11 protein-coding genes are annotated in these 14,307 nt (G+C 36.5%); 4 read left to right on the forward strand and 7 right to left on the reverse strand.

The window, feature by feature from the left end; translation table 11 throughout:
- Positions 1 to 303: 303 nt before the first annotated feature.
- Positions 304 to 1,323, forward strand: a complete 1,020-nt coding sequence (tsaD, locus tag BC781_RS04150; protein WP_109615962.1) for a tRNA (adenosine(37)-N6)-threonylcarbamoyltransferase complex transferase subunit TsaD — start codon at positions 304 to 306, stop codon at positions 1,321 to 1,323.
- A 61-nt stretch (positions 1,324 to 1,384) separates the two neighbouring features.
- Positions 1,385 to 2,239, forward strand: coding sequence for a mechanosensitive ion channel family protein (locus BC781_RS04155; protein WP_109615963.1), 855 nt, complete (start codon positions 1,385 to 1,387; stop codon positions 2,237 to 2,239).
- A 274-nt stretch (positions 2,240 to 2,513) separates the two neighbouring features.
- On the opposite strand, the gene BC781_RS04160 is transcribed toward BC781_RS04155, so the two are convergent.
- The 7 genes from BC781_RS04160 to ndk form a co-directional block, all read right to left on the reverse strand.
- Entirely contained in the window at positions 2,514 to 2,963 is a 450-nt protein-coding gene (locus BC781_RS04160) for a T9SS type A sorting domain-containing protein (RefSeq protein WP_109615964.1), read from the reverse strand.
- Between the two features lie 4 nt (positions 2,964 to 2,967).
- Positions 2,968 to 6,648, reverse strand: coding sequence for a di-heme oxidoredictase family protein (locus BC781_RS04165; protein ID WP_109615965.1), 3,681 nt, complete (start codon positions 6,646 to 6,648; stop codon positions 2,968 to 2,970).
- Positions 6,649 to 7,289: 641 nt separating this feature from the next.
- Entirely contained in the window at positions 7,290 to 7,967 is a 678-nt protein-coding gene (gene bioD, locus BC781_RS04170) for a dethiobiotin synthase (RefSeq protein ID WP_109615966.1), read from the reverse strand.
- Positions 7,968 to 7,974: 7 nt separating this feature from the next.
- The gene (gene bioC / locus BC781_RS04175; protein ID WP_109615967.1) at positions 7,975 to 8,760 is read right to left on the reverse strand and encodes a malonyl-ACP O-methyltransferase BioC; all 786 of its coding nucleotides are present in this window, start codon (positions 8,758 to 8,760) and stop codon (positions 7,975 to 7,977) included.
- A gap of 3 nt (positions 8,761 to 8,763) precedes the next feature.
- Positions 8,764 to 10,083, reverse strand: a complete 1,320-nt coding sequence (gene bioA / locus BC781_RS04180) for an adenosylmethionine--8-amino-7-oxononanoate transaminase (RefSeq protein ID WP_109615968.1) — start codon at positions 10,081 to 10,083, stop codon at positions 8,764 to 8,766.
- A 31-nt stretch (positions 10,084 to 10,114) separates the two neighbouring features.
- Positions 10,115 to 10,471, reverse strand: a complete 357-nt coding sequence (locus BC781_RS04185) for a hypothetical protein (RefSeq protein WP_109615969.1) — start codon at positions 10,469 to 10,471, stop codon at positions 10,115 to 10,117.
- A gap of 175 nt (positions 10,472 to 10,646) precedes the next feature.
- Positions 10,647 to 11,093, reverse strand: a complete 447-nt coding sequence (ndk, locus tag BC781_RS04190; protein ID WP_109615970.1) for a nucleoside-diphosphate kinase — start codon at positions 11,091 to 11,093, stop codon at positions 10,647 to 10,649.
- 146 nt (positions 11,094 to 11,239) lie between these two features.
- Between ndk and BC781_RS04195 the strand changes: the two genes are divergently transcribed.
- Positions 11,240 to 11,731, forward strand: coding sequence for a metallophosphoesterase family protein (locus BC781_RS04195; RefSeq protein ID WP_109615971.1), 492 nt, complete (start codon positions 11,240 to 11,242; stop codon positions 11,729 to 11,731).
- A gap of 86 nt (positions 11,732 to 11,817) precedes the next feature.
- Positions 11,818 to 14,274 carry an erythromycin esterase family protein gene (locus BC781_RS04200; protein WP_109615972.1) on the forward strand — a complete coding sequence of 819 codons (2,457 nt, stop codon included), beginning with the start codon at positions 11,818 to 11,820 and terminating at the stop codon, positions 14,272 to 14,274.
- Positions 14,275 to 14,307 lie beyond the last annotated feature (33 nt).

The raw sequence follows: 14,307 nt of genomic DNA on the forward strand, positions 1-14,307 counted from the left end.
AAATATCCAAACAAAAAGGGTTAAAAAGCTCACCCTAGCCAACCAGACGCCAAATCGAGTATTCGAAAAGACTTGATTAAGAATGATATTTTTTAACTTTGCCCCCAAATTTAGTATCTGCGTTAGTCTCGTGATTTTATTTATTAACTGATCATAGATAAATAGCTGGTAGTGATGCAGTCCGTCTACGTCTTAATATTTGATAACAGGCGTATCAATATTTTACAAAAATAAAAAAACTCTCAAGAACCTCACCATATTCTGGGAGGTTTATCAAAAGAGATATTTTATAAGCGATAAAAAATGAAAAAAACAATAATTCTTGCCATAGAGTCCTCTTGTGATGAAACTTCAGCCTCTGTAATCATCAACGGAAAAATTAAAAGCAATATTGTTGCTACTCAGGAAGTTCACCACAAATATGGGGGTGTTGTACCCGAGCTGGCTTCTAGGGCTCATCAAAAGAATATTGTTCCTGTGGTAGATCAAGCCTTGAAAGAAGCTGAGGTTCAGAAATCAGAACTTTCAGCAATTGCATTCACCAAAGGGCCTGGTTTATTAGGTGCATTGCTTGTAGGAGCTTCATTTGCAAAGTCAATGGCTGCTGCACTCAATATTCCCTTGATTGGCGTGAATCATATGCAAGCACATATTTTGGCACATTTTATTGACGAACCTCAGCCTCAGTTTCCGTTTTTATGTTTGACCGTAAGTGGCGGACACACTCAACTTGTCATGGTTCGTTCTCACTTGGATATGGAAGTGATCGGAGAAACACAAGATGATGCTGTAGGTGAAGCTTTTGATAAGACTGCGAAAATTTTAGGATTACCTTATCCGGGTGGTCCACTAATTGATAAGTATGCGCAAAAAGGAAATCCATTGGCTTTTGAATTTCCAATGGTAAGTACAGAAGGACTCAGCTTTTCATTCAGTGGAATTAAGACTTCATTCTTGTATTTCTTCAGAAAGAAGGTGCAAGAAAATCAGAATTTCGTAGATGAAAATATTGAAGATATCTGTGCGAGTGTACAACATACTTTAATCAAGATATTAATGAACAAACTGCGTAAAGCAGCTGCAAAACATAAAGTCAAGAATATAGGAATTGCTGGTGGGGTTTCAGCCAATTCTGGATTGAGAAAAGCAGTAAAAGAAGAAGGTGAGAAAAAAGGATGGGATGTATTTATCCCTGAATTTGAATACTGTACCGACAATGCTGCAATGATTGCAATTACAGCTCATTATAAATATTTAGCGGGTGAATTTGAATCGCTAAATGTTTCGCCAAACCCTAGAATGAAATTTTCAGGTACGAGATAAACAATAAAACTTCAAGAAGTTAGGTAGAGATTCAAAAGTGTCTCTACCTCATGTATTTATTATGGAATTCCTACACGACTTGGTGAATCAGCACAATATTGTCCTTGTGTTGATCATCGTTGGAATATCAGTTGCGCTATTTCTTCTCAACAATCGAATAAAAGCTCAAATTGAAAAGTCTGGAAAAAAGTTAAAGTTAGAGCGTACACACCTCAACTTCTTAAAGAACGCTTCTTCATTTTTCCTCTTATTAACCATTATCATTTTAGCACTATCTGTTTTTCCTAGTTCAAAAAAATACGGGAATACATTATTTGCCAGTGCCGGGGTTATTGCTGCTGTATTGAGTTTTTCAGCTCAGCATGCTTTCGCAAATATTATCAGTGGAATCTTCATTGTCATCTTTCGACCTTTCAGAGTTGGAGATGTCATAGAGATCGGAGGTTATGATGTAATGGGTGAAGTTCAAGATATTACTCTCAGACATACAATCATTAAAGATTATTACAACAAGAGGGTTATCATTCCAAATCAAACCATTTCTACTGACCGAATTGTAAACTCAGACATCGACGATCATGCTATCTGTAGATATTTGGAGTTTCCTTTCCCACAAGATGTAGACTATGACCATGCCTCAGACATCATTAGAGAAATTGGAGCGAAACATCCACTCTCTATGGATTATCGAACTGAAGAACATCTCAAAGAAGGTAGGCCATATATCAAAATTCGTATTGTCAGAATTGAAAAACACGCCATAGTTCTCAGAGCTTATCTTTGGGCTGAAACATCTGATAAATCTTTTGTACTCAAATGCGATGTATTAGAAGAATGTTTGAGACGTTTCCAGAAAGAAGGTATCAGAATTGCATTGTTAGATGATCAACGTGAAGAAAAAAGACTGAATTATTAATCAGTAAGTACTAGGACAAAAGAAAACGAGTGTAACTATCCTTAGAGTTTGCGAAGCTATCTAAGGTTTGATTGATGAGAGTAAGAGTCTTCAGACTCGAAAAAACTACTAAAATGTCGAGTCTGAAGACTCTGGTGTCCATTTATGAGTTCTTAGAGCAACTCTAAGAACAGTAAAGTTTTATCCCGAAAACATTTGTCCTAGCACTTCACAAAGTATACAAGAAAAGCTAGCCCATTTTTGAGCTAGCTTTATTTTGTTGAACATAAAAGAGTTATTGACCATTAATAATGACCGTTTGAGAAAGAATATCCTCGCCTTTATCAGAAGTAAACTTCAAATGGTACACTCCTTTTGGTAAAGGATCAGAACTTTGGTAATTGAAAAGTGCTTCACCGCTAATTCTAAATCTTCTAACAATTACACCTAATTGATTCATTATAACAGCTTCACCACTTTTCTTGAATGGATTTCCTACAGTAAATGTCCCATTATTTGGATTAGGGAAAACCATCATAGAATTGATCGTTTTTTCACCTAAAAATGATTGTCGACTGTTTGAATTACAGTTTGCATCAGCTTCTTCTTGCGTCTCCCAACATTGGTCGCAACTCTGAATTGGACGGCATGGAGGACACTTTAATGTGATTGTCTGACTTTGAACTGCCGAAATAAAGAACAGACTAAGTAAACAACCGAATATGATATGTTTTATGAATTTCATAGTCTTATAAAGATTCTAAGAACTTAATAATTTTTTGTTGGTCACTAGTTGATAAGCTGTTATAAGCAGCACGTGATCCACTGGCGTCACCTCCATGCAATTGAACGGCACCATCTAATGAAGTGGCTGTACCGTCATGCATAAATAAAGTAGCTTTATCGTTTCGTTCTAGTAATTGAATATTTCTACCAATTCCCCATAGTGCTGGAGTTCTGAATGTACCATTATGTACCGTGTGTGTTTTCATGTCGGTATATGGTCTGATCGTAAGATCTCTAAACTCTGCAGGAGCATCACTACTTGTTCTTTGTGTCGGTGAATGACAAGAAGCACAACCAACTTGATGGAATAAGACTTCTCCTTGTATCACATCTTCATCATTGTAAGATGCCGCACTACGTGTAGGAACCGTTAAGAACTCTGTATAAGCGATTAGTAGATTTAAGTCTTCTGGAGAAATATCTGCAGGGTTATCTGGATCAATTTTGTGATCTTCAACCAAAGCATTTTTAGTTTGTTCAGCTACTGTAGCAGCACCTCCGTCCCAACGTAGTCCAACTTCTGCTCCTGCAATCCACTGCAGTAAACCTGTCCCATATACAGCAGGAGGAACTCTAGGACCCCGAGGAGTTTGAATAACTTCAGGTCCTCTACCATCTCTGAAGTGACAGCTTCCACAACTGAAATCTCCGATTTGTACTTCATCAAGTACTGGAGGGCCAAGACGATTATTATCACTTCTATGAATTACACCATGGAAAATATGATGCCCTTCCAAGAAGTCATCCACATCATCTTCTTCTGTAAGCGTGATTAAGTGTTGTGTGAAAATGGCATCTCGTTCAAGATTGTAGTTTGTCTCGTTGAACCCTGCTGTTTGCAAACTTGGTAAAATCATAAGCGTACTTGCTTTACCTGCCGAAGCTAAACGAGGATCTCCAAGTGTATTAAAACCTTGTCCGATAAAGTAATTTTGAAGCGTGTTATAGGTTTGTGCTCCACTACCACCTGCTACGGCAGTGATTTCGTAGTTCACCATATTTCCGTAGTTATAACCAGGACCAAGGTCTGCGTAAGTAGTACCACTCACTCCCCCAACTGTAGTCGCATATCTTGGGGCCGGAGAATCTCCAATATCCAAAATATCAATACGAACTGGAGTTACTGGAGCTCCTTCATGAGGATGGAAAGTACCATTCGCAGATGTTAATTGTGGATCTATTCTTAAGTTATCTGGCCCATCTGTAATAATCGTTTCATAACGGTCTAAGTATCTCAACTGATCGGCATTGTGTACTGCATCAAATACGGCTTCTGTAATACCATCATAAGCATGTGGGTGTCTGAAACGCATCCAGTTTGCTCCTTGAGAAACGATTGTTTCACGAGTTCTAGGATCTATTCTTTCTCCTTGAGTAGTGAATAATGAAGAGTACATGTACTGATCTCCCGGATCATCTGTCTGATAATCTTTTTTCTTATATCTGAAGAAATAATAGAAATCACCAGCATCTTGACATTTTTGAGGAACTGCAGCAGGTCCTGAAGCAAGCGAAACACCTTCAAATTCTACTTGATTACACGAACAGTAGAATTCGAAATCAGGATTTCCGTCTGACTGGATATAGATAGTTTGACCATAGTCAACAGAGATTTCAGAAAGATCTTCTGACAAGTCAAAAGTATAACCGTGTACACCCGGAGTTATACCTGTAACAGGACTAGGAAGAGCTGGAGAAGGGTAGTTTACAAGAGGAATATCACCACAGGCACTTTCTTCACAAGCTGCACAAGGACCTCCACAATCAACTCTTTCTTCTCCTTGATTCAAGATTCTATCACTACAAGTTGGTTCTGGTCCTCCTTCATTGATTCGATAATCACCAAGGTTCATCGGACAGTCGCCGTTACTCCATCTGGCATATACTTGATAGATTCCAGGAGGAAGATCATAAATAATTAAAGAACCCATGTCGTCAGGAGAAGCATACTGGTAGCTTAATCCTCCATCTAAACTAAATTGGATATCTGTACGACCTTCTACATCATTGAAATAGAATGTTATTGTACCGTCATTTTTGAATTCAATAGTTTCATTTGTTGTAAAGACTGTTGCTGAAGGATTAGGAGTTCCGTTACAAATCGTTTCACAAGATTGACACTCAGATCCACCACAATCAACACCAGTTTCGTCTCCATTTTGCATACCATCATCACAAGTAGGGCATGGATCACATTCTGGTCCTCCACAGTCAATACCTGTTTCATCACCATTTTGAATTCCGTCATTGCATGTAGGAACGAAGTAACAACTGCTTTCTCCTGCAACAACTGTGAACTCCACATTTTGAGGAGAAGCTTGAATTGCTAAAGAATAAGTTTGACCGATTGTTACATCAATATCTTTTTGATAATACCCATTTTCATATCTATCGGGAGGAACACAATTATTGAATCCACCACCAGTACAGAAGTAAAGTGCTGTACCTAAATCGTCTTTGTAGTACATGATCCCTTTTCCGTCTACAACAGTAAGACCATAGTCGCCACAAGTTCCTGCATCTACAACAGGAGGAGGACAATCTTGACATTGAGAACCACCACAGTCAACACCAGTTTCATCACCATTTTGGATTCCGTCATTACAGGTAGGTTCAACTACTTGCTCATTTTTCACAATCCACCATACATTTCCAGCGCCTTCTCCATTTGTATCTCCTTGTACTTGATCAGAAACGTAGAAATAAAGAGGATCACCATTATAAGTCAATTGAAGTGCCCCGTCGCATCGACCACTTACACCCCAAGTACCCGTAAATTCATCTTGTACAGATTGAGGAATCAGCACTTCAGCTAAACTATTCACTAATACAGGAGGCCATGAATTCGCACAGCCATCGTTGCATTCGCTAAATTCTGTTTGGTCAGTATCGAAACTATAAATAGTAAGACCATTGCTACTACTTCCGGCTCCTCCCGTAAGAATAAGGCCATGCTCAGTGTGAGTGTAGATACTTACAGTTGGTTCTATAACAGGAGTAGAATCATCACAGGCTTCGCAGTCGGGTCCACCACAGTCAAGGCCAGTTTCATCGCCGTTCTGAATTCCGTCATTACAGGTAGCACATGGTTCGCAATCTGCTCCACCACAATCAATTCCGGTTTCGTCACCGTTCTGAATACCATCATTACAAGTAGCACAAGCTTCACAATCTGTTCCTCCACAGTCAATACCTGTTTCATCACCATTCTGAATCCCATCTGAACAAGTTGGCTCAACAGGTTCGTTACCTGCTTCAGAGGCTACCACATCATACATTGGTGAAATGTATTGTCCAGTAGAGTTATCTTGAATTTTTAATTGAATAGAATACGTTTGACCTACAGTGATTCCACTAATCTGTCTTTCCCATCTATTTCCAACTTTTGTACCCGCAGTACAGTTATCGCCAAGACAGATATAGTTCCAGCCACCAGTCCAACCTTGATCTACAAAATAAATTGTAGCGGTTGTACCGTTGACTTCAATACCATAATCGTTTTGTGCATAAGTGTTTGATACGAACAGTTGAATAGTGAGAACTGTTAGGCAGAGTTTAGTTATTAGACTGAACATCTGACTACTTACAGTGCATAGTGTTCCACCACTAGAAGGTTTTACCTTAGTGTAAATGGACTTAAACATAGTTGATGTATTTTTGAAATAAATAATTAACAGGTCAGAATGGCTTCAATTATTCAAAATGTTTTCAAAAAATAGAAAGGAATGTTTTCGCAATGAAGAATCACAAGCCTCCTACTTGAGGGAAGATTTAGCACATTCTAACACTACATATTTATTCAGATTTCAGAGCTTAACGTAATTTAAACCCACTTCAAAACCACTTCAAAAAACTGACGAATGATTGATGTGAGCCTATTTTAAGCATACTTTTTATACTTCGAACAAATGTTAAGCACACACCGATTAAGTCTAGATAACTAAGAATAATGAAAAAGAAATAATGCTTTATTGAAATACAACTAAATTTGTTGAATGGCTTTAAAATCAATTAGAAGAGCATTAAAAGAAGGAATTTAGCATTAAGTGTAAAACCAACATTAGAATATTGAAAAATAGGTTTTACTTCAGTTTTTGGTTTACGATACGTCAGCTAACTACAAAATACATAACTACTCACTACATTTTTTTTGATGGCTTAAAAATCAATACAACTTGAAACGGTCCATTTCCACCATTGGAGTAATATCGTTCTAAAAAAACAGAGTTGCTTGAAAAGGATTTCTTGCAACTCTATCTTATATATTTTACTAAAAGAGAAAAATTTAATTATCAAACACAGCAAAATCAATCAATGGAGTTTCACCTTTTTCTAATTTGGGAATTTCAACCAACACCTCAGGGAAACCATAATGCTTTAAATATTTAAGAAATACTTTTCGACTATCTTCAGCAATGATATCTGAGTGATCAGCAACTCTATTGTAGATAATACCACGTATGTCTAATCCTCTATATTTTGCGATTTCAAGCGTCATCAAAGTATGATTAATACTTCCTAGTTTAGCAGAGCTAACAAGTACAATTGGATGACCTTCTTCCTGTAAATAATCGAGTAATGTCATTTCATTATTCAAAGGTACTTGAATACCTCCAACCCCTTCTATGATTACTTTATCATAATTTTCAGTCAATGAAGTTGTAGCTTTTCTAATATGCTCTATATCAATTTCATTACTTTCCAAAGCTGCCGATAAATGTGGAGAAGCGGGATATTCAAAAATATATGGGCAAGTCAGGCCTTCATTATCTGCTTCTTGAAATGGAATCCCCATTATTTCACGATGCATCTCAATATCTTCTGACACGTCTTTACAACCTGTCTGAGATAATTTCTGCGTGATCGTTTTATAACCTTTCTCTTGAAAATATTTTCCTAAAAGCCCTGTTGCAAATGTCTTCCCGGCATCGGTATCTATAGCTGTTACAAATAGTGTTTTCATTCTATTTTTAGTTTAGTTTTTTAGCAATAATAAAAAGTGCATCATAGGTCAAACTCAGTCCTTTTTCAGACCTAAAATGCTCTTCATAGGCTTTTTCAAAGTTTCTATATTCTCTGATTGACCATGGTGACTGATGCACGCCATTCACCCCTGTGTCTTTTATATGTCGGAGTAAATCCTTCACACTTTCAAAATAGAGGGTATATGTTTTTTCTTGGAGATGAAGAATTTGAAAATTATAGAGTAAATGTGAGTAATCTTGTTTTTCTATATAGTTTAAACCTTGATTGGTCAACTGTCTTATTTCATAAAAATTCCTTGTTCCAAAAGTAGAAAAGCACAGCAATCCATTTACATCAAGATGATCTCTGAGTTTACAGAAAAACGTTCTTGGTGCTGTCACCCATTGAAAAGTTGCTCCAGATACAATCAAATCTAATTGATCGGGAATAGCTATTTTTTCAATGTCTCCAGCTAAAAAAGTACAGTCTTTTCTGATTTCACTGACAGTTTTTCCCACCTCAGCGACCAAATCATTAGCCCAAAAACGCTCCATTTTTTCATGTGGGAGTTTTTGAGTTAGAAAACCAGTTCCACAACCAACTTCTAAAACGCGATTGAATTCTTTATTCGAAAAGTCTTTTAGCAATTCGGACAAGTGACTAGCCATCTGCTCTTGTACAATTGCAGAATTTCGGTAAGTCTCCGTGCTTGATTTAAACCGTTGAGCTACCAAATCTTTATCAACATTTTGTTGATGTGATAATTTTTGAAATCCAATTTGAGTAATCATAGCTTAATCCATTTTTTCAATAACACTAGCCATTGCTGTGGTTAAAAGTGCCAATTCATCATCTGAGATAATATAAGGAGGCATAATATAAATGAGCTTTCCAAAAGGTCTAATCCAAACTCCTGCGTCAACAAATTGAGCTTGAATTTCAGCCATGTTTACCGCTTCTTTCATTTCCACAATTCCTACAGCTCCAATTACTCGTGTATCAGCAACCTGTTCCAATTCTGCTAATTGGTGAATAGCTTGGTTTAGGAATTTCTCAATACGTCTTACATTTTTTTGCCAATCACTTTCTTGAAGTAATTTCATACTTGCTACTGCTACTGCACAAGCTAACGGGTTTCCCATAAATGTTGGGCCATGCATAAATACTCCGGGTTCTCCTTTTGATATGATTTCTGCAACCTCCTGAGTAGTCATGGTTGCTGCCAAAGTCATATAGCCCCCTGTAAGTGCTTTTCCTAGGCAAAGAATATCAGGAACGACTTTAGCATGTTCCATTGCAAACAATTTCCCTGTCCGTCCGAAGCCGGTAGCAATCTCATCAAAAATCAATAAGACATTATATTCATCACAAAGTGTTCTTAGTTCTTTTAAGTACTGTGGATGATAAGCCCACATCCCTCCAGCTCCTTGAAGGACTGGTTCAATGATCACAGCGGCTATTTCTTCATGATGTTGCTCCAATTGTATTTTTAGTGAGTCTATATCTTTTGGGTTCCATTCTTCACCAAATCGGCATTTAGGTTGGTCAGCAAAAAAGTGAATCGGTAAAACTCCTGTGAAAATCTTATGCATTCCATTGTCAGGGTCGCAAACAGACATCGCATGAAATGAATCTCCATGATAACCTGAACGCACGGTAAGCATTTTATTTTTACTTTTTTGCCCTTTACTGTACCAATATTGCATAGCCATCTTTAGCGCAACTTCAACAGAGATAGAGCCCGAATCTGCTAAAAACACCTTTTGAAGAGGTTCAGGAGTCAAATCAACTAGAAGCGATGTAAGCTCTACAGCAGGTTCATGAGTGATTCCTCCAAACATGACATGAGCCATTTTTTGTGTTTGATTGATTATCGCTTCATTCAACTTCGGATGATTATAACCATGAACTGCACACCACCAAGATGACATTCCATCTATCAGTTCTCGACCATCTTTTAACTTTATCTTACAGCCTTCGGCAGATTCTACGGCATAAACAGGTAATGGATTTATCATTGAGGTGTATGGATGCCATACATGTTCTTTATCGTAGCTTAAAAGCTCCTCCTCATTTTCCCATTTATATTGAGTACTATCTTGTTGTTTTACCATAATTGTAGATAAAAAAAGCCTACTACGGTTTTTATACCGAAGTAGGCTCACTCCATTTCTTATAAAAATACATACCCAATACAGACTCACATTCTACTGAAAGTGTGCTTGGGCTAGTTAATAATCCTTGTAAAGTCAATAACAGATGATCGACTAGGCTACCCGAATCTTCTTCAAGCTCCTGTAGCTTACCTTCTCTTTCTGCTATCAATATCTGTATGATTCTTCTTTTTCCTGTTTTTAAAGATTGTCTACAGATATCTATACTTAAACGACCAATTTTCACCTGTTTTCCCAAAATAGAAAACAGCGTATACCTCTTCCTCGTCCAACGAGAAAAAATGACAACCTTAGGCGATATTTTGGCTTTAAAATTCAATGATTTCATTTAAGTATACCACTAAGATATTTATGATCATGGAAAAAGAAAAAGAGAATTGTAGTTTTCAGTGTTGATTTTTATCACAGAAGGGAAGTAATATCAATTAGATTTGAGTTTAGAAAATAAAAAAGTCACCCCATATCTGTTTTAGGATGACTTTCTTATCAGTAAGAAGAAACTTTTAGTTTGCTACTTCAACACGAGTTAACTCTACACGCTCAAACTTATTGAAGAAGAAACTAGCTTCCAATTCTGCATTTTCGTCAGAATCAGAACCGTGAACTGCATTTTCTCTTGTACTAGTTGCGTATAAACTACGAACAGTACCCTCTGCAGCTTCCTCTGGATTAGTTTTCCCAATCAATTCACGAAAATCCGTTACTGCATTTTCCTTTTCTAGAATTAGTGCCATAATTGGCCCTGAACTCATAAAATGACAAAGTGGTTCATAAAAAGCTCTTCCTTCGTGCACACTATAAAAAGTTTTAGCCATGTCTTCAGACATATGTAGCACTTTTGCCGCTACAATACCAAAACCTGCTTCCTCGATCATTTTTAGAATATTTCCAGTATTACCAGCTCCGAAAGCATCTGGTTTGATCATCGAAAAAGTTCTCTTGCCAGCCATGTTGTTTATGGTTTTAATGTTTTTTGGTTGAATAATCCGGTTAAAACCCGAATTGATAATTTATGAGTATTGTTTTATACGTAGATTTGTAAAATCACGTTTGTAAATGAATATTAATAGAAATAAATAGATTAAGCAATTTTTTGATGAAAATAGGCATATTATCTGATACCCATAGCTATATGGATGACCGTATTTTGGATCATTTGAGGGATTGCGATCAAATCTGGCACGCAGGCGATATTGGAGACATAAAAGTAACCGATCAGTTAAGGACAATCGCTCCTTTGAGAGCCGTATACGGCAATATTGACGGGGGTGATATTCGTAGAGAGTTTCCAGAACATCAAATTTTTGAGATAGAAGGTGTAAAAGTTTGGATGACACATATTGGGGGCTACCCTCCAAAGTACAGTAAGAAAATGATACCTATGCTCAATAAAATCAGACCTAAATTATTCATCTGTGGACATTCTCACATCTTAAAAGTGATTCCTGATAAACACCGTGAGATGCTACACGTCAACCCTGGAGCAGTTGGACAACATGGTTTTCAAAAAGTAAGAACAATGATTACGATGAAAATCAAAGAAGGACGGATGTATGATATGAATGTGATTGAATTTGAAAGACCTTAATTTTAGATGGCATCGAGTGAACACTCGATGCTTTTTTGTTTTGCAACTTCTTTATACATTGTATAATGTAAAACAAATTATTTTTTATGCTTAACTCAAAATTTTATAAACTCATTAATCTACTGCTTCTAAGTAGTATTATTTCCCTCCCACTTTATGCGCAAAAAGACAACATTGATAATTTATCAAATTGGGAAAAAGAATTTCTTAAAGATGTAGATAAAGCAAGAGTCGTATTCTTAGGAGAACCTACACACAATGAAGGAAATGTCTTTGAATACAAATTACGACTAGCTCAACTCCTCCATGAAAAGAAAGGATTCAACGTTATTGCTTTTGAAAGTGAATACTACGGATTTGAAGCCTACCAGCTAGGTTTATACTCTTATAAAAATGATTATCGCAGCTTTTTAAAAGATCATATTTTTGGAATTTGGACAGGCTACAAAGAATTTCAAGCCTGTTTAGATTGGATGAATGATAGACAAAATGAGCTAAAAGTATTAGGCTTTGATTCTCAGTTTTCTTCCGATAGTACTTATCAAGTTCTAGTTGAATTATTAAAAAAAGAATCAGAAAATGATGTAGATATTGATTGGGAACAACTAAAGTCTACGCTAAATACAGTAGCCAATCACTACAGCTTTCCTGAAGAAGTTAGCTTAAAAGATTTTGAGAAAGACCTAAAGCACATCGAAAAAGTATTACCCCAAAAAATCACCTCAGATGATCGAAAACTAGCATACTACAAGCAATCTATAAAAAGTATACTTGCTATGGCTTACGATTTTGCGACTAACCATCCTGCATCAAAAACAGAGCAGACTTGGAGAGCAACCGACAGCAACCCAAGAGATGCACAAATGGGAAACAATTTACTTGCCTTACTAGAAATGTACCCAAATGAAAAGTTTATCTGTTGGGGAGCGCAAGGACATTTTGCCAATCAAGTGAGTGTACTAGAACACAATCAACTTGAGGAGTTTATACCTATGGGAAAAGTGGTAAAAGATGCTTTGGGTGAAGAGTATGTGAAAACGTATGCTTTTATTTCAGGCAATGGTTACAAAGAAGTCATAAAAGAAGATTCCACTCGATTTATACGTAAACCTATCCACACAAGTCTAGAGGCAGAACTTTCAGCTTCTAGAAGTACAACTTCCTTTATCTCTTTAACTGGTAATGCTTATAAAAATAAGTCTTTTGTTTCACTTGCTATGGGTGATCCACCAGTAAAAGGAGTCTGGGCAAAGGTGTTTGATGGATTTATCTATCTAGATCATTTTACTTCTACTCATTATTTGAATCAAACAAATACATCTGAAACGAATGATGTTAAAGTGATCCCCTTAGAGATTGAAGATATTCCAAATAGCGATTCCACGTCTTTTAAAGAAAACAATTTAGCCTTACTCCAAAGAACACTTCATTTTAGAAATAAAAAGAACACTCCAAAAGAACTTTTACTAAAAGGAATAATAAAAGAGCTAGCTTCAAAAGAAGTAATTCCTTTTGCAGTTGTCAGAACAATGAGAGGGAATAACGGTGCCGTTTGTGACATAGATGGTCAGTTTCGTCTCGCAGTTCAAGCTACAGATACCTTACTTATATCCTCATCAGGCTTTGAAGAATTAAGGCTTCCTGTTTCAAAAATAGTCAGTAGTTCAGATACTCAACATGAACTCTACCTAAAAGCGTCTGTTATTGAACTTGGACAAATCACTGTCATGTCAGATGAAATCACCCCAAAAGATATCATCAAGAAAGTGATTAAGAATCATAAGAAAAACTACAGTTCTCCTTCATACAAGCTTGAATATTATGCTAGAAATATGGCTTATAAAAATGATACCTCAGTAGTTGATGTTGAATTTGTGGGGGATATGTTTATTAAACCTAATAAATTTTCTAGACCTACGATTAAAGAAAAGAATAAAAAAGTTTTAGCACAATCAGCATTTGACGACAGAGATATTATTCCTTTTGCCTATGGAGGATTCCCTTTACTGGTAATGGGAGGAATAGAATATGACCTTATTCGCTCACCACGAAAAACTAAGTTAAAACGTTATAGCTTTGAATGGGATAAGTCAAATTTTGACAGCGATCTATATATTATCAGCTTCGTAGAGAATAGCCCTAGGTATAATTTTATACACAGAGGAAAGCTTTACATCGATATGGATGATTACGCAGTAGTTCGCTATGATGATAATCTATGGTTGAAGGAGGGTGAAAAATTTTCCTCTATTTACGATAAAAGTCGTTCTATTTCTCACACCGCTACCTACCAAAAAGGAAATGATGGTATATACCGAATGAAAGAATTTTTTAAAGACTTTCATATCCAAAGACACCAAAATGATGTAAGTGATGGAGCCTCTGTTATCATCAAATATTTTGCAAAGTATAAAGAGGCTGTACTAGAAGAAATTGATATAGATTCGATGATGGAGCTACCTGTAAACTTCTCAGATATTGAAAACTCTCTAGATCTAGAGTTCATGAAAAGTTCTAAACCAAAAGAGGGGAAATTGAATTAATAAACAGAATTGATTTGCCACAAAAGAAAAAAC

This window comes from Sediminitomix flava, from assembly GCF_003149185.1.
Taxonomy (GTDB): domain Bacteria; phylum Bacteroidota; class Bacteroidia; order Cytophagales; family Flammeovirgaceae; genus Sediminitomix; species Sediminitomix flava.